The organism is Pseudomonas sp. LB3P25, assembly GCF_054897985.1.
Window position 1 is genome coordinate 4,107,755 of sequence record NZ_CM142711.1, and the last position, 26,326, is coordinate 4,134,080.

Sequence of the window (26,326 nt, forward strand, 5' to 3'; positions counted from 1 at the left end):
CCGATCGGCAGCAATCCACAATCGATTGCGGCCTTTCGCGACAGGCAGAAATCGGCCATGAGCAGTCACTCAAAATCGAATACCCACCTCTGAGGATCCGCCTGCTTCGTACTTATCGCCGACAACTCGCCCACCGGCATAAAGGGGGGATGAAACAGTCATCAAGCTAGCGCGAGCCGATAACGCATACGTCCTCAGCAATGACAGATTCGTAGAGTTCGAGAGTTCGCCGGCTATGAAAGGGCGCAGGTTCATCAAGTACGAGATCGTCACCAACACCGCTCTCGTACATTCGGACCGGCCGGTGAACCCCATCGAGGAAGGCTACGAGGCTATCGTGCGAATCGGGCCGTTCGATCAAAACCTGGCGATGGTGGCACGTCCGCTACTGCGATACCGGTTGGTCGCCTGCGCTTCGCCGGCCTATCTGAACGAGCATGGAACACCGCTGGAACCGGCGGATCTGGCCGACCATGAATGCGTGGGGTGCCGCCGCAGCGGCGAATGACCCCGCTTGTCGGCTGCACCAACACTAGTCAATTAGCATGGCTCATCCTGCTGAGCATCAGTCTTGGGCGGATAGCACAACATCCAAAGGAGCAGAAGATATGTCGATATACATTGTCCGGATGGAACATCCAGCCGGCGATCTCTGGAACAAACATGTTCTTGAGCATGTCGCGTATCTCAAGGAATTGATCGCGCAGGGCCGACTGCTGGTTTCCGGTCCTCTCAAGGGAACGCCATTGCGTGCAGGGTTCCTGATCATACGGGCGGAGAATCGCCAGGAAGTCGAAGCGATGGTCAAGGGCGATCCTTTCTCCCGGGAAGACCTGATCTGCGGGCTGACGATCGAAGAGTGGGATCCTCTCTTCGGCATGCTGGTTGATCAATCCAGCGGGCAGCCGCCGGCGGTGTAGGCGTCGCTGTTCTGACTCGCTGGGCTTTGCGCGAAGTGTGTATCTGTTTCCTACCACTTCCGCGCGAGTCTCAAAACACCAAAGCACCTCCTAGGCAGCGCTCGCCATGACTATGACTCCCCTCCTTAAATGTCCGGGTGAAGGTCGCGAACCGGACTGACCGTTTCCAGAAACGACGCGAGGTGCAGTATCGTGGATTCGGCCAACCATTTAGACACCAACTGGACTCCAATTGGCAGTCCATCCCGACTGGTGCCGAATCTGATCGACAGAGCCGGAAGGCCCGTCACGTTGAACGGCACGGTAGCGCCCTGGATCTGCACCGCAGACACTGACTTGCCGTTGATGACGATCTCCGACAGCCCATGCGCGTGTGCGGGGATAGGCAGTACGGGGCAGAGCAAAGCGTCGTAGCTCTGGAAATACTCCGCGAAGCCATCTCGCAGTCGATCCGTTGCTTGCTCCGCCTGGATAAAGTCGGCCATGGACGTATCTGGCGTCGCAAGCATGCCCTTGGATATCTTGAACATCTCGTTTTCGTGGCCGGCAGTCGCCTCCTTAAATGCGGGTTTCATTTCCATCACGTGCAGGGCATTGAACACCTCGAGGGCATTGTCCCGCTCGAGTGCCGGAATTCGTACAGGTTCCACAATGACGCCAGCACCGTGAAGCGCTTCGGCCGCCGCCTGCACGGTCGCCGCAACCTCGGCATCGATAGGCCCAAAGCCAGGTTCGACCAGCCAGCCAACACGAAGCGGCCGATCGGGATTGGCTCCCACCCCAGCATCGAACCCGAGTGGGCTCGTGGAAAAGCTGTCCAAACCATCCGGACCAACGAGCAGCGAATAGGCCAACGCGATATCGCGAACGCTGCGCGCCATCGGACCGACATGCCAAAAGCGACGTGGCGCCCGCGACCATACGCCTGTCATCGGTATGCGTCCGTGTGTGGCCTTCAAGCCGATGATGCCCGTCTGCGCTGCCGGGCCGCGTATGGAGATGGCGAGATCGCTGCCCAGGCCAAACGGCGACAATCCTGCCGCAATGGTCGCCGACTCCCCACCGCTCGACCCACCGGGGGTGCGATCGAGATTCCACGGGTTGTTTGACCTTCCGGTCAGCAGGTTGTCGGTTTCGGTCGAGTAGGAGAATTCCGGAAGATTGGTTTTCGCTAGCAGGATTGCACCGGCGTTCTTCAAGCGCGCGATGCTTGTTGCGTCAGTATTAGGGATGCGGCCCCTGAAGATCGGCGAGCCGCGTTGAGTTAGCACCCCTGCGCTATCGATCGAATCCTTCGCCGTGAAGGGCACCCCATGCAGAGGGCCGAGCTGACCACCCGCCAAGATCGTTGCTTCTATAGCCAGCAAATCAGCTGGCCCTGGTACACGAGCGAATATCGACGAGTTCACAGAGACCACGTCAAAAGCAATCGAAGTGATCGGAGGTGCAGCCAAGGGCAGGGCGATTATCGTCATGAACCCGGCTGAGCCGCCGCTGCTGATGCGCGATACGGTGTTCGTGCTCTCAGAGGCGACCGACGAAGCAAAGGTAGCCGCCTCCATTGAGGAAATGGTGGCTGCCGTGCAGGCCTACGTACCTGGTTATCGTCTCAAACAAAAATTGCAATTCGACGTGATTCCCGAGGATGCGCCGCTGAACATCCCCGGTCATGGCTGTTTCTCCGGGCTTAAGACTACGGTTTTCATGTTCGCCTTCAACAGCTGCGCGGTGTCGGCCCAATGATCGCCACAGCGCTCGTCGTCGCTCTCGGTGATGCCCGTCAGTTTGCCAATGGCCGACAGTTTGCCGCCTCGCTGGGACTGACACCGAGGCAACACAGTTCTGGTGGTAAGGATCGACTGCTCGGTATCAGCAAGCGCGGTGATGCGTATCTGCGAACATTGATGGTGCATGGCGCACGCTCGGCGCTACGCACAGCCAAATCCAAAGAGGATCGGCTCAGCCAGTGGGCCGTTCGTTTAGCCGAGCGATCGCATCCCAATGTGGCCGCTATTGCGCTGGCCAACAAAACTGCACGCATGGCTTGGGTGATGCTGCGTCACGGCACTGATTACCAACCGGATCAGGCAGCGGCCTGATCTATTTACCCGACGTGCTCTACGAGAGAAACAACTCTTAACCACGATTGCGAAGCAACCTGGACGATGGCAAACCGGTCGAACCGGCGTCGGCAAAACCCTCAAATGTCCAGGTGCGTAAAGCACGTAGAAGCGATGGGGAGCCGACGCGCGAATAGCCCATCATGGCCCTGCATCGAATCGATGCCGAAGTCAGAGGCCGAATATACGTGTGCAGTCGGCACGGGCGCCAAAGCAAAGGGGGCTTGCAATGAGGAGGAGTCCATATACAGACATTCGCCTGCCAATTTCATGTCCTGCTTTAGATTTTACTGGATTTCCGTATATGGAATATCATTTAGTTAGTTCGCTTTGCTAATCGAGGTCGATTACAGTAGTGGTCCAAACTTAATCTTCATATTTATGAAGTCATATGCAAGCCGGAGACGTAGTTGCCACAATAGGAAATCGCTTCATTCAAGTATCCATGATATCGATGTAGTTTAATGACCATATAAAAAAACAACACAAAGCATTACACATTGATAGCAACCTAATTAAAAGCTGATTAACTATTTTCTTTCCAACTCACCGCTCGTCGCCATGCAGAAAATAAATTCAACTTTTTCTAAAGCGGGTGACTCCCACCAATACAGCCATCAAGACGGTGTGTACATTTTCTGATTGATTGGCGATTACTGATAGGAGATAGCAATGAACTACGAAGATCGCGATACCTATGGCATGTACAAAACCAACCTCCTACGAGATGCCGGCTCCGAGGAACAGGGGCCTGGCCCCGACCTGATGGGGGCAGACACACTCATTGGAAATGATGTTTATAACCATAACGAAGAAGACTTGGGGGATATTAAGGAAATCATGCTAGATGTTCGCAGCGGTAGAGTGAGTTATGCCGTTCTATCCTTTGGTGGCTTTCTTGGCATGGGAGAAAAACTGTTTGCGGTACCCTGGAATGCATTGACACTCGATACAGTCAATAAGCGCTTTGTACTAAGCATAGAGAAAGAACGCTTGGAAAATGCACCAGGTTTTGACAAGGACAGTTGGCCTAATATGGCCGACGAGTCTTGGGCAACAGAAATCCATTCTTTCTATGGAACTAAACCCTACGATTACGACACTATCCAAAGACAAAGTATCGACAAGAGCTAACTGTCCATATCCGAAACGAAGAGTGATGCGCGCCGTGCAAAACAACGAGATGTTAAAAGCTGGTCATTGGGGGTGCCAAACCCTAAGGCGCGCATTGCGAGAAAAGGTTCTGTCGGCAGCAACAAGGATTTAGAGTGGATTCTGCTGACCACCGCCGAATCCCGCGTTGGCTCGTGCGGGAAAGGCATTCGGAGAACAATAGGACGCCGCGATCGAGCACGAACGTAGGCTCGCGAGAAGATTACCTGGCTGCTTGATACAAAACTTTTCGGGGGGCGTTACAAAACTCTTCCTCTTTTTCCCGCTTTCCGGCTCCTGTCGATACTCCGATCACCATCCAAGAAATCCTGCTGCTACTCTGAAAACTCCACGGAAAATTCACGATGCCAAACTCAGATCTGCGCCCTTCCCTGCTATTCAAGATCAATGAAAACCAGCTCGTTCGGGAACGGCTTGAATCTGTCGTTGATAGCCAACCGACATATCCCTACTAAGAAGTGAGAGAAGATGCCGTCGCCAATTGATGATCTCTACAAAATGATTTTCGGATCGGCACCAACGAAACCAGGGACTGCATTCGAGCGTTTGGCGGCAATCGCTACTTACGTTACCGAAGAGAATGGGGATGTCACGCACGATGCCGCTCTCAAGGGAGCTTACTCCAACAGCCGCTATCAGATAGATGTACTTCACCAACGCGCAGAAACAAAAACGATGGGTGAAGCAAAGGACTATACAGATCGTGGTGGAAAGGTTGGCCGCCCTGATTTACAGAAACTTGCAGGTGCGCTCCGAGATCTTCCTGATGTGGCAAAAGGGGTTTTCTGGTCCGCAACGGACTACACGAAGCCCGCTCGACAGTACGCTGAGGCAGCCAAGGACATTGCTGGCAAGGAGATCCTCCTTAGGGGCCTCAGGGAGAGCACAGATCCTGACGAGCGGGGCTTCGTCAAAACCATTCGCATCACAGGCCACTACCACATGCCGAAATTGGACGAGGCAATTTGGATAACGCAGTAGTCGTCACAAGGGCATGCCAGCTTGCGCGCGCTCGTTCCAGATGGTGAGACAACGATGGAAATCACCGGGATTATTGAAGACATCTTCGACTCGAACGGAGGCAAGATTACATCGATTTCGGAACTCACATCGGGCGGTTACGGTGACATTGGAGAAGACGGAGTGAGCCGAGGTTGCTACTGGCTGCCTGGCCATTACGTCAGGGCCAATGGAATTCTCGCCTCCATCTGCAACACTCCTTCTGCTTACACAGAATTTAGTTGTGTTGCGTCGACCGGTTGAATCCACAGCCATAAGTTGACACTCACCTCATATGGATGACCTTGGCTCAGAGGGTGACAACCCCGACAACACTGCGAACTGCGAGTGAGTGTATGTTAGGCACGTTACCGGCCGAGCAACCCTGATGATTGATCATGTATCGCTTCTGTCCTATCCGGAAGCTGTGTGGAACGCTCGCGCCGCGCGTCCCCCATCAGTCACCGCATGAAAGCTAATTTGCGACCGGTGAACGCTGAAGGCGTCATATCGAATTGAACTATCGCGGTGGGCGTACCATCAATCGTGGATAAAGCGAGCAAAGGGAATCGTAAGAAGCTAAGGCACAGGAGGCTTTTTCATTCGACTCAATAACGGAGATCATCTCCATGAGGATCGCTCAGATTGCGCCGCTTACCGAATGCTGTCCGCCCCGCCTATACGGCGGCATTGAGCGGATTGTTTCTTACCTGACTGAAGAACTGGTTCGGCAAGGGCACGATGTAACGCTCTTTGCCAGCGGGGATTCACAAACTTCGGCACGCCTGGAGCCAGGGTCGCAGCGAGCCTTGCGACTGGACCCGGACGTCAAGGATGCGATTCCTCATCACATCCTGATGCTGGATCAAGTGATCAGACAGGCGGATCAATTCGACGTGATGCACTTTCATGTCGACATCTATCATTTTCCGTTAATTCGTCGCTTGGCCGGCCGCAGTGTAACCACTCTTCACGGACGTCTGGATATCGCAGACTACCAATCGTTTTACAGCCATTTCCCCGAAGTACCGCTGGTCTCGATTTCAAAAGCCCAACGCGCGCCGTTGATCGGCAACGTCAATTGGATGGGCAATGTTTATCACGGGATTCCAGCCGATCTTTTAGCGTTCACCCCTGAGCCCAAAGGCGACTATCTGGCTTTCCTGGGCCGTATTTCCCCCGAAAAGCGCCCGGACCGCGCCATCGAAATTGCCACCAGGGCGGGTCTTCCGTTGAAGATCGCGGCCAAGGTAGACAAGGCGGATCAGGTTTACTGGGACGACGTCATTGCCCCGTTGATCGCGACGCATCCGAACGTCGAATTTATCGGTGAGATCGATGATCACCAAAAAGCCAATTTTCTTGGCAATGCCCGCGCGCTAATTTTCCCCATCGATTGGCCTGAGCCTTTCGGCCTGGCCATGATCGAAGCGATGGCGTGTGGGACGCCTGTCATTGCCTTTCGTCATGGCGCGGTGCCGGAAGTGATTGATGACGGAGTGTCCGGTTACATTGTCAACGACATCGAGGGCGCGGTAGCGGCTATCCAGCGGCTGGAAGCGCTTGATCGTCGCAGGGTTCGGGCCGCGTTCGAGGAACGGTTCACGGTCGAGTGCATGACTAACCATTATCTGGAGCTGTATCGTCATCTGACGACGGGCCACACTACAGGTCAACCCAACACGCCTTTCGATGTTCCCGCCTCCGCGTCGTTGCAAGAGTTGCGCTTACGCACCCTTAAACATAACGATACTTTTGCGATATTCGACCCTAATGGGGATGTACTGGTTACAGAAGAAAGCCCGCAGGGGCTTTTCCATACCGATACCCGGCATCTGTCGGGGTTCTATCTGACGCTTAACGGGACGCGACCACTGTTGCTCAGCTCCACGCTGCGCGACGATAACGCGATGCTCACTTGCGATCTTACCAACGCCGATCTGTTCAACGCCCAGGGCCAAAAAGTCCTGCACCATGATTTGATCCATCTGCGCCGCTCACGTTTTTTATGGGAAGGATCATGTTACGAACGGCTGACCTTGCGCAATTTCGACGAATACCCACATCGCCTGCAACTTAGAATCCAGTTCGTAGCCGACTTCAAGGATCTGTTCGAGGTTCGCGGTGCTCGGCGTCCGCAACGCGGAGAAGCGCATCGGGCGGAAATTACGGGTGAGCAAGTCGTTCTCTCCTACACCGGGCTGGACCACAAACGGCGCACCACCCGATTACGTTTTGACCCATTGCCAGCCACTCTTTCCTGCGACCAGGCTCTGTTCGACATCGAATTGGCGCCCGGCCAAATCCAGTCATTATTCATGGATATCAATTGCGGCGTTCAAAACCCACCCTATTCAGTGCGTCACGGGTTTTTCGTTTCACTGCGCGATGCCCGGCGCCAGTCACGCACGTACTCTTCGCGCGCGGCCTCGGTCGTAACATCCCATGAAGTGTTCAACGAAGCGGTGAGTCGGAGCGTTTCCGACCTGTACATGCTTATGACCAAAACCCCTCAGGGCCTGTATCCGTACGCAGGCATCCCTTGGTTCAGCACGGTCTTTGGGCGTGATGCTTTGATCACCGCGTGGCAGATGCTCTGGCTCGACCCCGGTATAGCCCGAGGCGTGCTAGGGCATCTGGCGGCCAATCAAGCGACGACCGTCGACCCTGGCGCCGATGCCGAACCCGGAAAAATCCTGCATGAAGTCAGGCTCGGGGAAATGGCTGAGTTGGGTGAGGTGCCATTCCGGCGTTACTACGGCAGCATCGACTCCACGCCGTTGTTTGTGATGTTGGCCGCGGCCTATCTGGAAAGGACCAATGACCTGGATACACTCCGCCAACTCTGGCCAAACATCGAGGCAGCGCTGACCTGGATTGAGGAGTATGGCGACCGCGACGGTGACGGTTTTGTCGAATATGGTCGGCAGTCCGCCGAAGGCCTGATCAACCAGGGATGGAAGGACAGCCATGACTCGGTGTTTCATGCGGACGGTCGATTGGCCGTCGGCCCGATTGCGATCGTTGAAGTGCAGGCTTACGTCTATGGCGCCTTGAGTGGTGCCGCGCAAATTGCACGACGGCTTGGCGAGCCAGACCAGGCGCTACGTTTGAAAGAAAAGGCCCGACACTTGCGCCAACAGTTCGATGCTCACTTTTTCGACGAGGAACTGGGCACGTATGTCCTGGCGCTGGACGGCAACAAAATGCCCTGTCGAGTGCGCACCTCCAATGCGGGCCATGCGCTGTTCGCCGGCATCGCGTACCGCAAACGTGCGCCATCGGTCGTGGCGGCGTTGATGGACCGCTCCTCTTTTTCAGGCTGGGGTGTGCGAACCGTCGCGTCCTCACAGGCACGCTATAACCCGATGAGTTATCACAACGGATCCGTCTGGCCCCATGACAATGCCTTGATCGCGGCTGGGTTTGCCCGTTACGGCTTCCGTCAGGAAGCGGCGCGGATTTTCGAAGGGATTTTTGCCGCGTCCACGTACATTGATCTTCGACGACTTCCGGAACTGTTTTGCGGCTTTCCCCGGCAGCGCACCCAAGGGCCGACGTTTTATCCAGTCGCCTGCATGCCGCAGGCGTGGGCTGCTGCGGCGCCGCTTTCGATGATTCAGTCGTGCCTGGGACTTAGCTTCAGTCCTACGAAACTCAACATCATGTTTGACGAGCCAATACTTCCGGCATTTCTGGACACCATCGCCATTCAGCGTCTGGCAGTGGGGGCGGAGTCGGCTGATGTGCTGCTGAGGCGTTCGGGAAAGAACGTTATGATCGAAGTCCTTAACCGTCATGGCCCTGTTCGGATAATGAGTACCAGTTAGAGCGCCGATGCAATGAGCGCATTGCCTCCCCGCAATGAGACAAAAACTGGCGGAGCACCAACACATTCAAGGAGAATTGCGCATCATGGATGAAGCCATTACGTACCGAACCGCAACCGTAGAAGATGCACTGACCATTTGTGAGTTGGGCCAAGTGCTTAACGCGGTACATCACGCTGCCCGTCCCGATATTTATGCAGCTGCCACCCAAGATTTTTCCCGTGACCTTTCTCACTGGATGAGTTTTTTCGAGAAGCCGGGTCAGGTCGTATTCATCGCGAATGTCGGCCACCAGGCCGCAGCCTTCATTACTGCCAGCCTGGGGGAAAGGTATTGGACGTAGGCTAATTCAACTCGTTAAAAACTGGGCAATCGAAAATGACGCCCAGGACTTGGGGTTGTCTGTCTGACCGTTCAATGCACGTGCTGCTCGCATGTACACAGAGTTCGGGTTTGAGACTCGTGCTTTCGAGATGGGTATGCGTCTGTAAAGGCGATTCCCCGAAAGGTAGAAAGAGGTTCGAGGGACTCCATGAACCACCACGATCAGACCGTTCTGGATCTTTCTGTTCAGACCGAAGCGGGACTGGTAATTCCATGTGCGGGCCTGGGCATTCTGGATTACTCCAAAGAACTCCCGCCGCCTTGCATCGAAGTGAATATTTTCGGTATTTCACATCCTCTCTATGGTGAGTTGTTTCCTCCAAACGGCATTACGAACGTCTATGTAGCTGACTAAGGTAATTCGCGCTTCCGCCCGCTGATTTCACAGGCAATCCTCGCGCCTCTCAGTTTTCGACGTATTTAGTGCGTTTTCACACAGGCTGGGTCGATTGCAGCCGTTCGTGGCTGGCAGAAAAACATCGCTAGTAGAGTTGCTCCTGGCGTATGGAACCCGATCGATGCATATATGCCTAACGAGTGAATCTAAAAGTCAGCGAGTAATCACATACATATGTCAGAGACGTACCAGGTCATGGAAGCTCTATCCGCCAATGACGTGAACCTAAAGCTTCATGAGGGTTGGAAGCTCATCACCGTCGTGGTGACCACACATTCAAATGGCCAACTTCACCCATGCTACATACTTGGTAAATTAAAAGCGGTGCATGAAGACCCTTCATCAAATTGATCGACGTTAGACACGGAAAGCTGTTCTCTTGAAGCCAAAAAGCTCGCGCACGCGGGCTTTTTGGTTCGACATCTACACCTCATTCGTGACCCGATCGATATGGCTAGCGGATGAGATTCACGGCAGTGGCGCGGATCAGAATTTCTTCCTGGTGAAAACGCTCTTCAAGATCGCGCTTGTAGCTTTGCCACCAAAGCCGATCAACAGCTTCAACCATGAGCTCATAAACGATGATGTCGTCCTCTGATTTTTCGTTGTCTTCCAGCAGCGATATTCCTTTCGCCGGATTGCGGGTGAAAACCGTCACTCCTCCGAACTGTTCGGCCAACTGCTCCCGTACATGGCGAAAAAGCTCGACGGGCTGAGGCGTGCCATCGTTCGTGTTGAACGGCAAAAAAATCTCGATCAGGTGCATTGGGATAACCTCGACATCTTAAGAGGTTGTTTCGTGAACAAGGCAGATGCCTGTTCATAGGATCACTTATGCCGCCTCTTGCGTTTAAATTTCGATCGTCTTGGGGCCAATCCCTTCGAAAGCGGTAGAAGCGATTCTTAAAATTCTGGCGATGGGCACTCGCCTCTGATATTGCTCCCCCCCAAACATATTCGTTGCTGAGTTGTGAGCCGAGACTCGGATCTTAGTATTGGCCGACAATATCGAAATCAAGCCCCGAAAGACTCGGGGCTTGATAGGGTCAGACGGCATCAGGGTTTGCGTCCTCCACCTCCGCTCATCCCATCGTCCTTGCGTCCCATTTCAGATGATTTATCGCGGTCATCGGCAAGGTTGCTATCGCGTCCGCTTCCTTTTCCACCGGGGGTGGATTGATCAGCCTTGTTGGATTGTTGTCCGCCTGAAGCCTGGCCGCCTTTTTGGCCTGGTTTGGACATGTTTTCTTTATCGTCGGCAAATTCGCCTCCGCGATTCGTACCCTGCCCGCCTCCGGACAGGCGATCGCTATCGCGGGATTGTTGTCCGCCGGAAGCTTGACCACCTTTCTTGCCGGCTTCAGAAGCCTTGTCCCGGTCATTAGAAAAATTGCCTGGATTTTTGTTTCCTGTATTGGCCATTTTTGTTCACCTCTACATCGTTAGCACGAGCATGGGCTCGTCTAATTCGGAGCACGCACAAAACAGAAAGTTTGAACGGAAATATCAGGTTCGCGACGAGTGGATTGGGGTATTTGGTTCCATTGAAAATGCGCGCATTCGACTGACGGTGTGTCTCCATCCATCGATGGCACGCTTTTCATACGAAATGTTCGATATTTACTAGACTTAGTAACTCGTAGAAGCCCTCCATGCATCACACTCAGGAGGTCAATCGATGACTGAACACATCGTGCATTTTCATTGCCAGATCGATCAGGGAACGACTGAGCGCTTCCGGGACTGTTGCCTCGAAGCCATCGATCAAGGCGCCACCTCCTTGCTCCTCAATCTTTCTACAAGCGGGGGTAGCACTAACTTTGGCTTCACCCTCTACACGTTCCTGAAGTCATTGCCGGTACCGCTATGCGCGATCAACGCGGGCAACATCGAATCAATGGGCATCATTATGTTTTTGGCGGCAGCCCGCCGTATCACCTCGCCCCACTCACGCTTCCTGATTCACCCGATGAATTGGTACTTCAGCCAAAAATCAGTCGACCATCAGCGCCTGCGTGAATACCTGTCGAGCCTCGACAACGACCTCGCGCGTTACGTGCAAATTTTCACACTCGAAACTGCTGACGCAGAAACCAAGCTCGATATTTTTCATTGCCTTTCAGCAGAAGAAAAAGTCATCGCTGCCCACGAGTCTCTGGCATACGGGATTGCTCATGAGATGAAGCAAATGATGTTCGCTGATGATGTCAAACATTGGAAAGTCAGCGGTGGATGAGCCGAGCCCGCTCCGCGATATATCCGTGTATATCAAAGACTAATCACGAGAGAGCAATCGTTGCTGCCATCATGGAATTGACGCTTTGGGTTGAGCAGCGCGGATCTGCGGACGTTGCCGAAAACGTCCGTGGTGCTTTGGACACGATCAGCAAGAATGAGGAGTTCATCAACATGAGTCTCGCCGTGCTCATGGCACCTGAGTGATTTATCCATAGGGTCGCTACTCGGCGAGGCTTACGGCTAAAGCAGTGAAATAGCCTAGAAAAATGCACGCCAAGCAATGGGCATCGAAATACACCGTTGAGCCTTGGCGTTGAACTCAACCGTCACACGCTCCGTCTAGCGCATAGATGGGGCTAAAGCTTAAGCCCTCTCATCCCTTGTACGTTTCAAGGAGATTGCCATGGCTACCACTGCCGCACGCTTGAACTACTTCCACGACACTCTTTTCGGCCCTATAGCGAAAAGCGTTGATTGCGACCTTGTCATTACGCCTATCACCCCCGGCGCTTTTCAGGTGCAGGTGCTTTCTCCAGTACCAGATGACCTACACAAGGCACATTCCTTAACCATAATCCTTTCCCCCAAAGAACATCTGACAGGCACGGTGGCTCAGACGCGCAAGTTAGACAACGGTGATCTGGAATTCCAAATCGATGTATGAACGTCCGTTGGCGTAGCTAAATTTCGGAGATCCTTTAATGAGCAAGTCGCAAGCTGTGACAGCTACCGTTCAAATCCTGATGTTTGGACGCAACAAATGGGTTCCCAATAACCCTCGCTTGCCGGTACTCATTTATCCCAAAGCAATTGCCGTCCAGGACAGCGAGCCAGCAGCACTGTTCGAGAAAATCTTCAGCGCCAATGGCTGGCCGCCACAATGGCGATACGGGGTTTACAGCTATCACCACTACCATACCGAAGGTCATGAAGTGCTTGGCATCGCCAGCGGCAAGGCCCGCTTGATGCTGGGCGGCCCAGATGGACATGTATTGGAGGTCAGTTCAGGCGACGTATTGCTACTGCCCGCTGGTACCGGCCACTGCAATTTAGACTCCAGCGAAGACTTTCTGGTTGTCGGTGCTTATCCACCGGGTCAGCGTGCAGATATCTGCCGCGAGGCGCCAACCACAGCCCAACTGGCAAGCATCGACACGCTGCCGTTTCCCGACCAAGACCCGGTGCAAGGCTTGCAGGGCGCCGTACACCAGTATTGGGTTGGCCGGCGTTGAAAGGCTGCCGTCAATCACGAGCAGCACGAACCTTCCCGCTAAAGACGCTAAAGCCGTAGGTGTTGTAGATGAGCGTCACAGGTATCAGCACGGCGAAACCGACCAACATGAACATCTGACTGGTCGGACTGGAAGCGGCGGCTTGCAACGTCAGTTGCGGCGGGACAATCAACGGAAAGAGCGCTGCGATCATCAAGGCGAACGCCAAGATGAAGATCCCCAGTGCGGCGAATAGCGGCAGATAGTGCCGGCGGCTTCGAAAGCCCAAGGCGAAGCCGATCAGCAGTGCAGTGAGCAATATTGCGGCCGGCAGCCCGACAAGAGGATCTGAAAGCCGATGCGCATATCGAGTATCGAGTGTCGCTGTCCAGGCAACCAACATGGCCAAGAGCACCACGGTTACGATTGCCAGCATCCTCGCCTGACGGCTTGATCTACATTGGAGATCGTCTTGAGTACGCCAATAAAGCCAGCAGGCGCCCAGCCACGTGTAGCCCGCGACGAGCACCGCGCCACAGTACAGCGGGAACATACTCAGCCACTCCCAGCCGTTACCATTGTACTGCCCGCCGTCATTAGGTACGCCTTGTACCAGCGTGCCCAACACCACTCCCTGAGATCCGCCGGCGAGCAGTGAACCGACGAGCAGCAAGCCGTCGACCATGCGCTTGAATCCGTCACTGGGCGAGTAATCACGAAATTCCAGCGCTACCGCTCGAAGAATCAACGCCAAAAACATCAGAATGAAAGGCAAATATAGCGCGGGCAGCAGGATGGCGTAGGCCAGCGGAAACAGTGCCAAGAGGCCGCCGCCACCTAGTACGAGCCACGTTTCATTGGCATCCCAAATCGGCAAAATGGTCACTGCCATGGCGCGACGATGCTTTCTACTACGGGTAAGGCCCATCAGTACGCCAACGCCAAGATCCGTGCCGTCCAGTAACACATAGTTCATCACTGAGAACGCCAAGGCCGTCGCGGAAAGGAGTGTTATCCAGTCATTGTCCAACATGGATTCATGCCCTCAGGATTCACCTGTCTCGTCCGCCAAGGTTGGCTGTGGCCCGGGCTCGTCTTCGTGCGGTGGCTCATGTAGGAGTCGCAGAAGCACCCATAGGCCAACGCCGAATATCAGCAGGTAAAACGACAGGATTATCCACGTTGCTCCTACTACCTGCTCCCGAGACACCGAAGAAAGACTGTCAGCCGTGCGCAGCAATCCATAGACGGTGTAGGGTTGGCGGCCAACCTCGGTCACCACCCAGCCACTCAGCATTGCAATAAATCCGGTCGGGGCCATCAGCACACACACTCGAAGCATCCAGCGCGCGGCGTATAAACGTCCTCGCCAGCGCAATACCAAACTGGTAACCCCCTGCCCCAGCATCAACAGGCCCAGACCGACCATGACGCGAAATGCAAAGAACACCGCAGGCACCGGCGGAATGTCCTCAGGCGGAAATTCGTCCAGTCCGGCGATAGTGCCACTCAGGTCATGCCGCAAGTACAGCGACGCTATGCGCGGAATAGCCACTTCCCAATGGTTGCGCCGCTCGGTCATGTCAGGAATGGCAAACAAGCGTAAAGGTTCGCCCGCACCTTCAGCCGGGCGAGTCCAGGAGCCTTCGATGGCGGCCACCTTCTGCGGCTGAACTTTAAGGCTGTGCTCACCATGAAGATCTCCCACGAGGATTTGTACAGGTGTGAGCAACACAATCGCCCAAAGCGCCATGGAGTATGCAAGCCGAGCTCGCGGATTTTCAGGTTCACGTAACAGCTGCCAAGCGCTGATACCGGCTACCAGCGTGCCGCTGCCGAGCAGTGCCGCCAACGTCATGTGCACCAGTCGATAAGGGAACGATGGATTGAAGATGATTGCCCACCAGTCCTCGGCCATGAAACGCCCATCTGTGGCAATGGAGTACCCAGCGGGTGTATGCATCCAGGAGTTGGCTGACAGGATCCAGAACGCACTGATCAGCGATCCGAGCGCCACCGCGCAAGTGGCGAAGAAATGAATCCGAGGGCCGACCTTCTTCAATCCGAAGAGCATGATGCCAAGAAAACCGGCCTCTAGAAAAAAGGCGGCAAGCACTTCGTAGAACATCAAGGGGCCGAGGATGTCTCCCGCTTGAGTCGAAAGCCGCGACCAATTGAGTCCGAACTGATACTCCAGAATCAGTCCCGAGGCAGTGCCCACCGCCACATTGAGGGCAAATACCTTTAACCAGTAACGATAAACGTCCAGGTAGACACTTCGCCCACGCCATAGCCATAGAGCTTCGAGCACCATCAAAAAGTTGGCCAGACCGATGGTGAGTGCTGCCAGCACGATATGAAAGCTGATGGTGATCGCAAACTGGGCACGCGCCGCCATTAGCGCCGAATCAACGGCGTCCATGTCGTCCACTCACCGTTAGCCAACCCATGCTGAAATAAACTGTTCGCGGGAAATGATTACGCGGATAGCTGAAGGTGGTGGCGGGAATAGGCATGGCACCTGTCCGATGCATTATTGTCGGTTGACTCGCGGCAGTGCCAATGATTCCGAAATTCAAAAGTTCGAACGAAAACTTCTTTTTGTATAGCGGATCTCGAGCTAATAGCTCCGAATAAAAATTGCCCTTGCTGGCGGACAGGCACAGCCAAAAGAGGTCATTCGGCTTAATCCACTCAACGACCAGTCACTCTGCATAAGGTGATGTGAGTTGTTTGGTAGAAATATAGAGCAGGTAGGGTGCTGGCACTAAACCGGTAGATACCTACTAACCGCTTGATGCAATACATCGAGTGTGCATGGCTTACGCAGGAACATTGCGTTAGAAGGCAACAGCCCGTCAGGAACCGATTTATTGCCAGACGTGACGATGACAGGCAAGCAAGGCCAACGAGACCAGATGACCTTCGCCAATTCCAGCCCATCCATATTGCCCGGCATGCAAATGTCGGTCATTACCAGGGCTATTGAACACGAACCTTCCAGCAAACGGAGAGCGTCATCTGCAGAGCCACAATCAAGCACAGATACACCCTGCAGCGAAATCGCCTCAACCGTAAGGGAACGCAGTATTTCATCATCTTCTACGACCAGCACTGTTGGACACATGATTGATAAATCCCGAAAGCTTGTCACTTAGTGTTGCTGCAGGTGGTTAGCGTTTCGAGCAGCTGACGAGCGGAGTTCGGAGCGGGATCGGTAGCCGATTTACCTCATCCCGCTAGTCTGAATCTGTCGACTAATTTTGGATGGCTGGTACCGTCATAGGAGACAGGAGCCTAGAAAGGATTGCCATGCGACTTTCAGATTTCATCCTTAAAAACCTTGAGCCTATTCTGCAAGCGTGGGAGGAATTCGCCAGGTCTGTTGATACCCCGATGCCGACTATGGATTCCCGTGGTCTGAGAGACCATGCCGAGTACATTTTGAAGAGTGTCGCGCTTGATATGCGTACCTCTCAAAGCGCGCAGCAGCAGATTGAGAAGTCCAAAGGGCTCGGGCCTGTGGGCGAGGACGAATCGGCGGCTCAAAGCCACGCACTTACACGCCTGATGGCGGGTTTCACTTTAGATCAGATGGTCTCCGAATATCGCGCCCTCAGGTCGAGCGTACTCAGACTGTGGCTGGCAGACGGGTACGCCGGGGAAGACCATCAAGTTGTGGACATGATCCGATTCAACGAGGCGATTGATCAAGCGCTCATCGAGTCGATTGCGACTTATGGAAAGGCGGTGGAGACCACCCGAAAAACAGTCTTGGGAGTGTTAGGCCACGACCTTCGCACACCATTGGGTGCCGTGACGCTGGGCGCCGATCTGCTGAGGCAGACAGAAGAACTGGGCAGTCGAGGGAAAAAAATAATTTCACAAATTTCCGTAAGTGCTCAAAACGCTAACCAGATGGTGAACGACCTGCTCGACCTGGCGCGCTGTAACCTAGGCACTGGTATCCCAGTACGACCGGAAAACACTGACCTCACTTCTGTTTGCAAATCAGTTGTGGATGAGCTCACAGTCGCCCATCCCAAAGCACATATCGTGTTTAACAACACGGGCACCGTAACGGGTCATTACGACCCATCACGCATGGCGCAAGTTTTCTCTAACCTCATTGGCAACGCCGTGCGACACGGCAATTCACAGCATCCTGTCAACGTCACTTTGAGCGGGGATGGCACCAGCGCCCGCTTTTGCGTGCAAAATTATGGAGAGCCAATTCCTCCCAGCGCATTACCCTCTCTCTTCGATCCGGAAGGACGTTATTCTAGGTACTCGGAGGAAGAACCAGGTGCATCTTCCGGGCTGGGGCTGGGATTATTCATCGCCTCTCAAATTGTAGAGGGCCATGGTGGAAAGATAGAGGTGGAGTCGACGCTTGAGAAGGGCACGATTTTCAGTATGGCTATACCCGTTAGCCAATAACCGAGTTTCAAATGTATAAGTAACGCAGAGCCCTTAGACCCCTACGGTGAATATCTGCTATGGGTCTGTTTTTTGCCCGTTGCGACAGGCAGCTAGCGGGCTAGAGTGTGTAAAAACGCTTCGTCACAATTGAAGTTTGCGCGTCTATGCGAAATCTGAAAATTATCGGCTGCTTAGCCGATCTGGATTTTACGTAGAAACGCGATTTTCAGTCCAAAATTGGGCTCCAATCGCGCTGAAAACGTTTTTACACAGCCTCGGCCAGAAGCGGACTGTCACCAAAGCCCACTTTGATTGGCAAGATGCGAATTTCGCCCCCTACTTCGTCTGCCCATGCATTCGGCTGTCCTCGCCAACAACGTACCGGCTTGTTGAGCGAGCTTGCGCCACTCGGTGCTGGTGGGTCTGTGAGAGCTGTTCAGCTACTTGCGCTCTCGCTCTTCATACCACTGCATGAACGCTTCGGCGCTTACCGGTCGGCAGACGTGAAAACCCTGGGCCATGTCGCAGCGGTAACCGCCCAGCGCATCAAGCAACTCGGCTGTTTCTACGCCTTCGGCGATGACCTTCATGCCAAGGTTATGTCCCAGGTCAATGACGCTCCGTACGATCAGTTCGTTGGCCGGATCGCTTCGCATGGCCAGTACAAAGGATTTGTCGATCTTGAGTTCGCTGATGGGCAGGTCCTTCAACTGAGCCAGGCTGGTATAGCCGACGCCGAAATCATCGATGGCAATATGGATGCCCAGCGTATGCAGCTGCGTCAGGAGGGTACGCCAAACGTGCATCGGCACGCACCACGTCGAGTTCATTGCCCAGGCCGGCATCGCGCAGGCTGACCGTCACGGTGCGCGAGTCCTGCTGATTCTTCAGGTTCTCTTCAATGCGCTATGGTTAAACAATCAGTCACCGCCAGGAGACTTCTATGCCGACCACACATGCGGGGCGCCCTCTTCTGTTCGCTCTGCAAGGCAGTGAGCACTACGCTACCCGCGTGGCGCAACGGCTCGGCTGTCAACTGGCGCTCCACGAAGAACGCGACTATGAGGATGGCGAACATAAATGCCGACCGCTGGAGTCGGTCAATGGCCGCGAGGTGGTAGTGTTTCATGCTCTGTATGGAGATGACCGACAGAGCGCGAACGATAAACTGTGCCGCCTGCTCTTCTTCTGTGGCGCACTCAAGGATGCCGGTGCTCACCAGGTCCAAGTGGTGACTCCCTACCTCTGCTACGGACGCAAGGATCGCCGCACCCAGCATCAGGATCCAACAATCACTCGTTACCTGGCGGCCATGCTCGAAGCGTGTGGCGTAGATCGTCTGGTTGCACTTGAGGTCCACAACCCGTCGGCGTTCGACAACGCCTTTCGCATTCCCACATGGAACTTGCAGTGCACGGAATTGTTCGCCGAGTATTTCGCCGGGCTGGTCGATGACACCGAGGTAGTTGCAGTTTCCCCCGACACTGGAGGTGCCAAGCGCGCCGAACAATTTCGCCAGGCCCTGGAGCGGCGACTGGGTCGCCCGGTCGGCGGTGCGCTGATGGAAAAGCACCGAGAGCAAGCCACGCTCACTGGCACACTGCTGGTGGGCGAAGTCCTGGGCAAGACCGCCATCATTTTTGACGACCTGATCAGCACCGGTAATACGCTGATGCATGCTGGCCGCGCCTGCCAGAGGGCCGGCGCCGTCCGCTTGCTCGCAGCAGCCACCCATGGCTTGTTCACCGGTGGCAGCGATCTGCTCGACAACACGCTGTTTGAACGGATCGTCATCTGTGACAGCGTGCCACCGTTTCGCCTGCCACCCGACCAGGTGACGCAACGCTTGCACGTCCTCGACAGCACGGCCCTGGTTGCCACGCTATTGGCTGAAAATGGAGCGTGGGTTTCAGAGGGACTGACCCAGCCCCTCTGAACGCAGTCGTTGTGATGGGGCCGCAGGTGCGCTAATCGGGGCCTGTCCCCGGTTTACGTTATTCGGGATATCCGGGAGGGTGCCATGGCAGCTGTTACCGATACGCTGAAGCTGTTTCTCGCCGGCGACGTCATGACCGCCCGCGGCATCGACTCAGTACTGCCTCATCCTGGCGATCCGCGGCTTTACGAAGCTTACGTCAAGAATGCCGGCGATTACGTCGGGCTGGCAGAAAGACTCAATGGCTCGATTCCCCGCCCAGTCGATTTCACCTATGTCTGGGGCGCTGCGCTGGATGAGTTCGAACTTCGCCAGCCACACGCACGCATCATCAATCTGGAAACGGCTGTGTCCCGCCGCGGACGACCGGAGCAAAAGGGCATCAATTACCGCATGAGCCCGGAGAACTTCCCGGCCATCAGCGCAGCCGGCATCGACTGCTGCGTACTGGCCAACAATCATGTGCTGGACTGGGGGGCAGCCGGCCTGGCCGATACGCTAGATACCCTGTCGAGCAACGGTATGTGCAGCGCCGGCGCCGGGCACAACCGGCAATCTGCCGAAGCGCCCGCCGTGCTGCCGCAGCCTGGCGGGCGGCGCTTGCTGGTGTTTGGCCTCGGCGCACCCGATAGCGGCATTGCGCCGGACTGGGCCGCCACGGACGGGCGCGCTGGTGTCGCGCGGCTGGAGGATCTGTCGATGCAAAGCCTGCGCCCTGTGGCCAAACGGATTCTCGAGGGCAAAAAACCGGGGGATCTGGTGGTCGCCTCCATTCACTGGGGCGGCAACTGGGGGTTCGATATCCCGCGGGAGCAGGTCCGGTTCGCCCATGCCTTGATCGACGAGGCCGGAGTTGACGTGGTGCACGGGCATTCCTCGCATCACATCAAGGGCATCGAGGTGTACCGCGAACGCCTGATTCTCTATGGCTGCGGTGATCTGCTGAACGATTACGAAGGCATCGAGGGCCACACCGCCTTTCGCGGCGACCTGGGGCTTCTATACTTTGCCTCGTTGGACCCGGGCGGGCACCTGCAATCGCTGGACCTGATACCCACCCGCCTCTATCGTTTTCGCATCTGTCGCGCCGAAGGGGAAGACCGTCAATGGCTGCACGACACCCTTTCTCGCGAGTGCGCACGCTTGGGCAGCAGCATCCAGCCGGGCGCGAAAAATGCCTTCGAGTTGCGTTGGTAGGAGCGTCTGGACCCGACTAAAGTAACCGCTCCACACCCCCCCCACCCTATCCAAGGCGGGGCATGTTTTTTTCAGAGGATGTCGCGGGAAAAGCCAAAGAAAGACTTTTCTTTGGACGAAAAAAATGGACCTCTTTTCAGAGGTCCATTTTTTAATGCTTGGAGCGGGAAACGAGACTCGCATCTAGCGTCCGACCCATTGAAATCTAGGGGTTTCTTTTCTTCCTGAAGTAGGAAAAGACTCAATTCTGGACTTGTTTTTTGGGTGTTTCAATAGCAAAAAAAGGGGGTAATTCTATGCAAGGCTATTGGATTCCACCCATAGCCAATGGACGAACGATCATCAAATTGGCGGTGTCATTTGGACAGAATCAACAGGAGAGGAGTCGCCACCGAAGAGACGTCCCACCCCCTACTAGTCGACTCACGATCGATGAATATCGGCCGTCGCAGGGACTCTGTCGTCGTATGTCGAATTTTTATAGCGCTGAACTCCTTGTAGTTATGTATATATCGCGGAGCGCGCGGTTCGGGTCGATTCCACCCACATGACCCGCAGCGCATCAGCCGTGTGACCGCGACTTTGACTCACTAAACCTAAATCGTGTGATTGCATAAGTCCGCTTGGGGTCCAGGCGGTGAAAACTCATGCGCTGTTTTAAAGTTTGCGTTGCTCCGTAAAACGGCAACGCAGCTTTGTGTATGAGTCGAGATGTAACCTTGATCAGAACAGGCCAGTCATCCACCCTTGGTGGTCAAGGATCTACTTGCCCCATCAATTCGGCCACCGGTTCCTGGCGATTGGCATAGCGCTGCGCGAGCACCGCACAGACCATCAGCTGTATCTGATGGAACAGCATCAGCGGCAGGATCAGCACACCGAGGGTGCTGCCAGCGAACAACACCTGAGCCATCGGCACACCGGTAGCCAGGCTTTTCTTCGAACCGCAAAAGAGGATGGTGATGCGATCTTCCTGATTGAAGCCAAATGCTTTGCCCAATACGGTGGCGGCCACCAACACCAGCCCCAGCACCACACAGCAGGCCACCACCAGCCCAGCCAGGTCCCGGAGTGGGATCTGGTGCCAAATGCCTTCGTTCACCGCTTCGCTGAACGCCCCGTACACCACCAACAGAATCGAACCCTGATCAACGAACTTCAGCCAACTCTTGTTGCGCCCTACCCAGGCACCGATCCAGCGCCGCGTGATCTGTCCCGCAATAAATGGCAGCAACAGCTGCAAGCTGATCTTCACAATCGCATCGAGGGTCGAGCCGCCTTCGCCATGCACATTAAACAGCATCGTCACCAACAACGGCGTCAGAAAAATCCCGAACAGACTGGACGCTGCCGCACTGCAAATCGCCGCAGGAATGTTTCCGCGAGCCAGCGAGGTAAAGGCTATCGCCGACTGCACCGTTGCGGGCAACGCGCAGAGGTAAAGCATGCCCATGTACAGATCGTCGCCGATCAATGGCGACAGCAACGGTTTGAGCGCCAGACCGATTAGCGGGAATAGCACAAAGGTTAAACCGAACACCAGTAAATGCAGACGCCAGTGGCCAGCCCCGGCGATGATCGACTCGCGCGACAGTTTGGCCCCATGCAGGAAAAACAGCAGCGCAATGGCGATGTTGGTCAACCAGCCAAAGCCCACCGCGACCTGGCCACTGGCGGGCAGCAAGCTTGCGAGAGTGACCACGCCGATCAGGGTCAGGGTGAAGTTATCGGGTAAGAAACGAGGGCGTGTCATCAGGATCATCCGAGTTTGCAAGAAACGTGATCACGACTCTAACGCGCCTGCGGATTACCGACTAACGCTAATAGCCCAGTAGATGTCGCCTAAAGGACATCCCGATGGATTAGGAGGTCAGAATTGATCCGGCTTTCAGAGCGCACCTACCCCGGCATAAAGAACCAGCGGGAGTATGGCAAACATTCAATCGACCCTGCTCCTGCAGACACATTACCAATCTCTGCGTCAGCCGATTGCCGCCGGTCGATGCAAAACTCCCTCTGTTTACACAGGACTTATTGTGTTGAATCGACCGGTTGAATCCAACAGTCCGAAAGCAGTCAAGCAGTTCGAAAGGGACTGTCGAAACGGCTAACCGCCGCAGCTGAGCGTGATAGTTCCCCCATACAATTCACGCAGCCGCACCTCGTTCGTTGTTGCTACTCACCTCAAACTGCCCCACTAATTTTTGCAGTTTGTTGGCATTCAACCTCACGGTTTCCGCACTGCTCTGCAGCACGACGACAGTCTGGCGCATCTCTGTGGAGGACTGGTCGACCTTCTTGATCGTCTTGCCGTAGTCAAGGCTGCGCTTGTTGAGTTGCTGGATGATCATGTGCACCTATAGCGCCAAAAAAACCTGAGATGACAACATTCAGCGCCGAGGTATAAGGGGTGTAATCTTCCTGCAGGTCCTGCGAGACAAAGCCGATCTTGCTGCGCAGGTTCCAAAGGTTGACCCTTTCATCGCCAAACAGCTTGAGATAGCTGCCTGTCTTGTCGACGGGATGGATCTCCCGGGTCATCAGTTTCAACAGTGTGCTTTTGCCTGCCCCATTGGGGCCGAGGATGGCGACGCGTTCGTTGTAACCGATTTTCAGTGAGAGCCGATCAAACACTTGGGTCTGTTGTTGATAGGCGGTGACTTGGTTCAACTCGATCATCGTTTTGCCTTTATGAGCGGTTGGGCAACGACCTGTTTGTGTTGGTTGGAGGCAGGCAGAGCAAGGGGGAGCGAGGCGAGCCAGTTCCCCCTTTAGTTGTTACGAGACGCCAATGACGCAAAGCATGGGAATGATCAGTTACAGGACTTCGCGGGACGGCTGGCCATCCACCAGGCGTTGAATGCGCAGTGGATTTGCGTTCTTCAACGGCTCCGGCAGCAGGCTGTCGGGGTAGTTTTGGAAACACACCGGACGCAGGAAACGGTCAATGGCCAAGGTGCCCACCGACGTGCCGCGCGCATCCGACGTCGCCGGATACGGTCCGCCATGGACCATCGAATCGCAGACTTCAACACCGGTCGGATAACCATTGAGCAAGATCCGCCCAACCTTTTGTTCCAGCAGCGCCGTCAGCTCGCTGAACTGCTCAAAGTCCGCCGGCTCGCCTATGATCGTCGCCGTCAGCTGTCCGTGCAGGCCGTTCAACGCCGCACTGAGTTGCGCCTGATCGGCCACTTCGATGACCACCGTGGTCGGGCCGAACACTTCCTCTTGCAGCACTTCATCGCCGTTGATCAGCAGGCTGACATCCGCCTTGAACAATTGCGGCTGGGCTTGATTGCCTTGTTGCGCAGTGCCGGCCAGGTGCTCGACGCCAGGATGCGCGAGGAGTTTGTGCAAGCTCGTGCCATAGCTGCTCAAGGTCCCGGAATTGAGCATGGTTTGCGCCGGCTGATCGCCGATGAGACCCGCGACCTGTTGCACGAATGCACTGAACTGCGGCGAACGAATACCGATGACCAAACCGGGGTTAGTGCAGAACTGACCGCAGCCCTGCACCACGGAAGCGGTCAGGTCCCGGGCGATGGTTTCTGCCCGCTCGTCCAGCGCCTGAGGTAACACGATCACCGGGTTGATGCTCGACATCTCGGCGAACACCGGGATTGGCTGTGGACGTGTTGCCGCCATGTCGCACAATGCGCGACCACCCTTGAGCGAACCGGTAAAACCCACCGCCTGAATCGCCGGGTGCTTGACCAGCGCTCCGCCCACTCCGCCGCCGTAGATCATGTTGAACACACCGGCGGGCATGCCGGTTTTTTCGGCGGCGCGGATGATTGCATCCGCGACCAGTTCAGCGGTGGCCATGTGGCCGCTGTGCGCCTTGAACACCACCGGGCAACCCGCCGCCAATGCCGAAACGGTGTCGCCACCGGCAGTGGAAAATGCGAGGGGAAAGTTACTGGCGCCAAACACGGCAACCGGTCCGAGGCCGATGCGGTACTGGCGAAGATCCGGACGCGGCAGCGGTTTGCGCTCGGGCAATGCCTGATCAATCCGCGCACCGTAGAAATCACCGCGACGCAGCACGTTGGCGAACAGACGCATCTGGCCACTGGTGCGGCCGCGTTCGCCTTGAATGCGAGCAGCGGGCAATGCAGTTTCGCGGCAGACCATCGCGACAAAGTCATCGCCGAGGGCGTCCAGTTCATCGGCGATGGCGTCGAGGAACTCGGCACGTTTGGCTGCACTCAGGCTGCGGTAGACCGGATAGGCGCCAGCGGCCGCCAGTGCGGCACGGTCGACCTCTTCAAAAGTGGCCTGGTGGAAACTGTAAGGCAACTGATCGCCCGTGCTGGCATCAACACTTTTGACGATGATAGTGCCGGCCGCACTGCGCTGACCGCCGATGAAGTTGTGCCCAAGAATCAGGGTCATGGGAGTCTCCTTAAAGGGTGCCGACGGTGCCGGGCTCGAACGCCGCTTCAACCGGTGCAATCCCGTTGACCAACGGTGCACCGAACTCGGCCTGACTGATCTCGAACACGTCACCCGGTTGGGTGCGAATGCCGTCGGCAAAGGACAGGGTCGCGGTGCCGAAGAAGTGAATGTGCACGTCGCCCGGACGCAGGAACTGGCTGTACTTGAAATGGTGGTACTCGAGGTTTTCCAGGCTGTGGCACATGTTGGCCTCGCCACTGAGAAACTCGTTCTGCCACAGCACTTCACCATCGCGCAGAATGCGACTGCTGCCGGCCAGGTGCTGCGGCAATTCGCCGACCCGAAGTTCCGGGCCATAACTGCAACTGCGCAATTTCGAATGCGCCAGGTACAGGTAGTTTTTGCGCTCCATCACATGATCGGAGAACTCGTTGCCCACGGCGAAACCGAGGCGATACGGTTTACCGTCCTGACCGATGACATAGAGACCGCTTATCTCGGGCTCTTCACCGGCATCTTCGGCGAATGGCGGTAGCGGGAAGGGTTGGCCCGGTCGGACGACGATGCTGCCGTCGCCCTTGTAGAACCATTCCGGTTGCGCGCCAGCCTGCCCCGCTGCCGGTTGTCCACCCTCCACGCCCCACTTGAAGATGCGCATGGAGTCGGTCATCGCGGCTTCATCGCCGGCCTGTTGATGCATTTTGTCCCGCGCCGAGGCGCTGCCCAGATGGGTCAGGCCGGTACCGCTGACCAGCATGTGCGCCGGGTCCGGGTGATCCAGCGGCGGCAGGATGCGCAGCTTGGCCAGCAGCTCGGCGTAATCGTGACTGATGCCCAGTCCCAGGGTTTGCACCTGCTGCTCAAGGTTAACGCCCGCCTCGATCGCCGCCAGTGCCAGGTCACGCACGGTGCGCGCGTCCTGCACTTCGCGCACCAGACCGTCTTCGACCACGCCGACGCGGCGTTCGCCGTTACTCAATTCGAACTGAACCAAACGCATGAATTTTCTCCCGTGTACAAAATTCGAAAACAAACGCAGATCCCTGTGGGAGCGGGCTTTCCCGCGGTAGCAATCTGTCTGATGCATCAATGGTGAAT

The 26,326-nt window shown here is 55.6% G+C and carries 23 protein-coding genes and 5 pseudogenes; 16 read left to right on the forward strand and 12 right to left on the reverse strand.

Features of this window, described 5'->3' with window-relative positions:
- Window positions 1-235: 235 nt before the first annotated feature.
- Together ACYZTW_RS18665 and ACYZTW_RS18670 are read left to right on the forward strand one after the other, a co-directional pair.
- Window positions 236-508, forward strand: coding sequence for a LysR substrate-binding domain-containing protein (locus ACYZTW_RS18665; protein ID WP_462001258.1), 273 nt, complete (start codon window positions 236-238; stop codon window positions 506-508).
- A gap of 100 nt (window positions 509-608) precedes the next feature.
- Window positions 609-920, forward strand: a complete 312-nt coding sequence (locus tag ACYZTW_RS18670) for a YciI family protein (RefSeq protein WP_462001259.1) — start codon at window positions 609-611, stop codon at window positions 918-920.
- Window positions 921-1,045: 125 nt separating this feature from the next.
- On the opposite strand, the gene ACYZTW_RS18675 is transcribed toward ACYZTW_RS18670, so the two are convergent.
- The gene (locus ACYZTW_RS18675; protein ID WP_462005792.1) at window positions 1,046-2,338 is read right to left on the reverse strand and encodes an amidase; all 1,293 of its coding nucleotides are present in this window, start codon (window positions 2,336-2,338) and stop codon (window positions 1,046-1,048) included.
- Between ACYZTW_RS18675 and ACYZTW_RS18680 the strand changes: the two are divergent.
- The 7 genes and pseudogenes from ACYZTW_RS18680 to ACYZTW_RS18710 form a co-directional block, all read left to right on the forward strand.
- Window positions 2,259-2,627, forward strand: a pseudogene (locus ACYZTW_RS18680) (acetaldehyde dehydrogenase); the annotation flags it as partial. The gene ACYZTW_RS18675 and the pseudogene ACYZTW_RS18680 overlap by 80 nt on opposite strands.
- Before the next feature lie 2 nt (window positions 2,628-2,629).
- Window positions 2,630-3,019: pseudogene (locus tag ACYZTW_RS18685) on the forward strand (IS110 family RNA-guided transposase); the annotation flags it as partial.
- Between the two features lie 693 nt (window positions 3,020-3,712).
- The gene (locus ACYZTW_RS18690; RefSeq protein WP_462001260.1) at window positions 3,713-4,174 is read left to right on the forward strand and encodes a PRC-barrel domain-containing protein; all 462 of its coding nucleotides are present in this window, start codon (window positions 3,713-3,715) and stop codon (window positions 4,172-4,174) included.
- 507 nt (window positions 4,175-4,681) lie between these two features.
- Complete coding sequence (locus tag ACYZTW_RS18695; protein ID WP_462001261.1) at window positions 4,682-5,194, forward strand: restriction endonuclease; 513 nt, start codon at window positions 4,682-4,684, stop codon at window positions 5,192-5,194.
- 647 nt (window positions 5,195-5,841) lie between these two features.
- The gene (locus ACYZTW_RS18700; protein ID WP_462001262.1) at window positions 5,842-9,042 is read left to right on the forward strand and encodes a glycogen debranching N-terminal domain-containing protein; all 3,201 of its coding nucleotides are present in this window, start codon (window positions 5,842-5,844) and stop codon (window positions 9,040-9,042) included.
- 85 nt (window positions 9,043-9,127) lie between these two features.
- Window positions 9,128-9,533, forward strand: a pseudogene (locus tag ACYZTW_RS18705) (GNAT family N-acetyltransferase).
- Between the two features lie 41 nt (window positions 9,534-9,574).
- Entirely contained in the window at window positions 9,575-9,781 is a 207-nt protein-coding gene (locus tag ACYZTW_RS18710) for a hypothetical protein (protein ID WP_462001263.1), read from the forward strand.
- Between the two features lie 496 nt (window positions 9,782-10,277).
- Here the strand turns inward: ACYZTW_RS18710 and ACYZTW_RS18715 are convergent, their stop codons facing one another.
- Both ACYZTW_RS18715 and ACYZTW_RS18720 read right to left on the reverse strand, forming a co-directional pair.
- Window positions 10,278-10,589, reverse strand: coding sequence for a hypothetical protein (locus ACYZTW_RS18715; RefSeq protein ID WP_462001264.1), 312 nt, complete (start codon window positions 10,587-10,589; stop codon window positions 10,278-10,280).
- Between the two features lie 290 nt (window positions 10,590-10,879).
- Window positions 10,880-11,245, reverse strand: coding sequence for a KGG domain-containing protein (locus ACYZTW_RS18720; protein ID WP_462000936.1), 366 nt, complete (start codon window positions 11,243-11,245; stop codon window positions 10,880-10,882).
- Window positions 11,246-11,501: 256 nt separating this feature from the next.
- Here ACYZTW_RS18720 and ACYZTW_RS18725 point away from each other — a divergent pair, with 256 nt between their 5' ends.
- The 4 genes from ACYZTW_RS18725 to ACYZTW_RS18740 all read left to right on the forward strand — a co-directional run bounded on the left by ACYZTW_RS18725 (window position 11,502) and on the right by ACYZTW_RS18740 (window position 13,293).
- The gene (locus ACYZTW_RS18725; RefSeq protein WP_462000937.1) at window positions 11,502-12,059 is read left to right on the forward strand and encodes an ATP-dependent Clp protease proteolytic subunit; all 558 of its coding nucleotides are present in this window, start codon (window positions 11,502-11,504) and stop codon (window positions 12,057-12,059) included.
- A 17-nt stretch (window positions 12,060-12,076) separates the two neighbouring features.
- Window positions 12,077-12,265, forward strand: a complete 189-nt coding sequence (locus ACYZTW_RS18730) for a hypothetical protein (RefSeq protein WP_462005772.1) — start codon at window positions 12,077-12,079, stop codon at window positions 12,263-12,265.
- Between the two features lie 199 nt (window positions 12,266-12,464).
- Window positions 12,465-12,725, forward strand: coding sequence for a hypothetical protein (locus ACYZTW_RS18735; RefSeq protein ID WP_462001265.1), 261 nt, complete (start codon window positions 12,465-12,467; stop codon window positions 12,723-12,725).
- A 37-nt stretch (window positions 12,726-12,762) separates the two neighbouring features.
- On the forward strand, window positions 12,763-13,293 hold the full coding sequence (locus ACYZTW_RS18740; protein WP_462001266.1) for a cupin: 531 nt from the start codon (window positions 12,763-12,765) through the stop codon (window positions 13,291-13,293).
- 10 nt (window positions 13,294-13,303) lie between these two features.
- Here the strand turns inward: ACYZTW_RS18740 and cydB are convergent, their stop codons facing one another.
- The 3 genes from cydB to ACYZTW_RS18755 form a co-directional block, all read right to left on the reverse strand.
- A complete protein-coding gene (gene cydB / locus ACYZTW_RS18745) occupies window positions 13,304-14,305 on the reverse strand; it encodes a cytochrome d ubiquinol oxidase subunit II (protein ID WP_462001267.1) in 1,002 nt (333 codons plus the stop codon).
- 12 nt (window positions 14,306-14,317) lie between these two features.
- Window positions 14,318-15,694 (reverse strand): cytochrome ubiquinol oxidase subunit I, encoded by a 1,377-nt coding sequence (locus tag ACYZTW_RS18750; protein ID WP_462001268.1) that lies wholly within the window; start codon window positions 15,692-15,694, stop codon window positions 14,318-14,320.
- Between the two features lie 345 nt (window positions 15,695-16,039).
- Window positions 16,040-16,399 (reverse strand): response regulator, encoded by a 360-nt coding sequence (locus ACYZTW_RS18755; RefSeq protein ID WP_462001269.1) that lies wholly within the window; start codon window positions 16,397-16,399, stop codon window positions 16,040-16,042.
- Window positions 16,400-16,584: 185 nt separating this feature from the next.
- Between ACYZTW_RS18755 and ACYZTW_RS18760 the strand changes: the two genes are divergently transcribed.
- On the forward strand, window positions 16,585-17,712 hold the full coding sequence (locus ACYZTW_RS18760) for an ATP-binding protein (protein WP_462001270.1): 1,128 nt from the start codon (window positions 16,585-16,587) through the stop codon (window positions 17,710-17,712).
- 422 nt (window positions 17,713-18,134) lie between these two features.
- Here ACYZTW_RS18760 and ACYZTW_RS18765 read toward each other — a convergent pair whose 3' ends face one another.
- Window positions 18,135-18,524 (reverse strand): EAL domain-containing protein, encoded by a 390-nt coding sequence (locus ACYZTW_RS18765; protein WP_462001271.1) that lies wholly within the window; start codon window positions 18,522-18,524, stop codon window positions 18,135-18,137.
- A 113-nt stretch (window positions 18,525-18,637) separates the two neighbouring features.
- On the opposite strand from ACYZTW_RS18765, the gene ACYZTW_RS18770 reads away from it, so the two are divergent.
- Both ACYZTW_RS18770 and ACYZTW_RS18775 read left to right on the forward strand, forming a co-directional pair.
- The gene (locus tag ACYZTW_RS18770; RefSeq protein ID WP_462001272.1) at window positions 18,638-19,630 is read left to right on the forward strand and encodes a ribose-phosphate diphosphokinase; all 993 of its coding nucleotides are present in this window, start codon (window positions 18,638-18,640) and stop codon (window positions 19,628-19,630) included.
- A gap of 84 nt (window positions 19,631-19,714) precedes the next feature.
- Window positions 19,715-20,827 carry a CapA family protein gene (locus ACYZTW_RS18775; RefSeq protein WP_462001273.1) on the forward strand — a complete coding sequence of 371 codons (1,113 nt, stop codon included), beginning with the start codon at window positions 19,715-19,717 and terminating at the stop codon, window positions 20,825-20,827.
- Between the two features lie 754 nt (window positions 20,828-21,581).
- Here ACYZTW_RS18775 and ACYZTW_RS18780 read toward each other — a convergent pair.
- From ACYZTW_RS18780 to araD1, 5 genes and pseudogenes are all read right to left on the reverse strand, one after another.
- The gene (locus ACYZTW_RS18780) at window positions 21,582-22,580 is read right to left on the reverse strand and encodes a bile acid:sodium symporter family protein (RefSeq protein WP_462001274.1); all 999 of its coding nucleotides are present in this window, start codon (window positions 22,578-22,580) and stop codon (window positions 21,582-21,584) included.
- Between the two features lie 394 nt (window positions 22,581-22,974).
- A pseudogene (locus ACYZTW_RS18785) lies at window positions 22,975-23,175 on the reverse strand (hypothetical protein); the annotation flags it as partial.
- Window positions 23,171-23,506 (reverse strand): annotated as a pseudogene (locus tag ACYZTW_RS18790) (ATP-binding cassette domain-containing protein); the annotation flags it as partial. The pseudogenes ACYZTW_RS18790 and ACYZTW_RS18785, both read right to left, overlap by 5 nt.
- 138 nt (window positions 23,507-23,644) lie before the next feature.
- The gene (locus tag ACYZTW_RS18795; protein ID WP_462001275.1) at window positions 23,645-25,225 is read right to left on the reverse strand and encodes an aldehyde dehydrogenase (NADP(+)); all 1,581 of its coding nucleotides are present in this window, start codon (window positions 25,223-25,225) and stop codon (window positions 23,645-23,647) included.
- Between the two features lie 10 nt (window positions 25,226-25,235).
- Window positions 25,236-26,228 carry an AraD1 family protein gene (araD1, locus tag ACYZTW_RS18800; RefSeq protein WP_462001276.1) on the reverse strand — a complete coding sequence of 331 codons (993 nt, stop codon included), beginning with the start codon at window positions 26,226-26,228 and terminating at the stop codon, window positions 25,236-25,238.
- Between the last annotated feature and the right edge of the window lie 98 nt (window positions 26,229-26,326).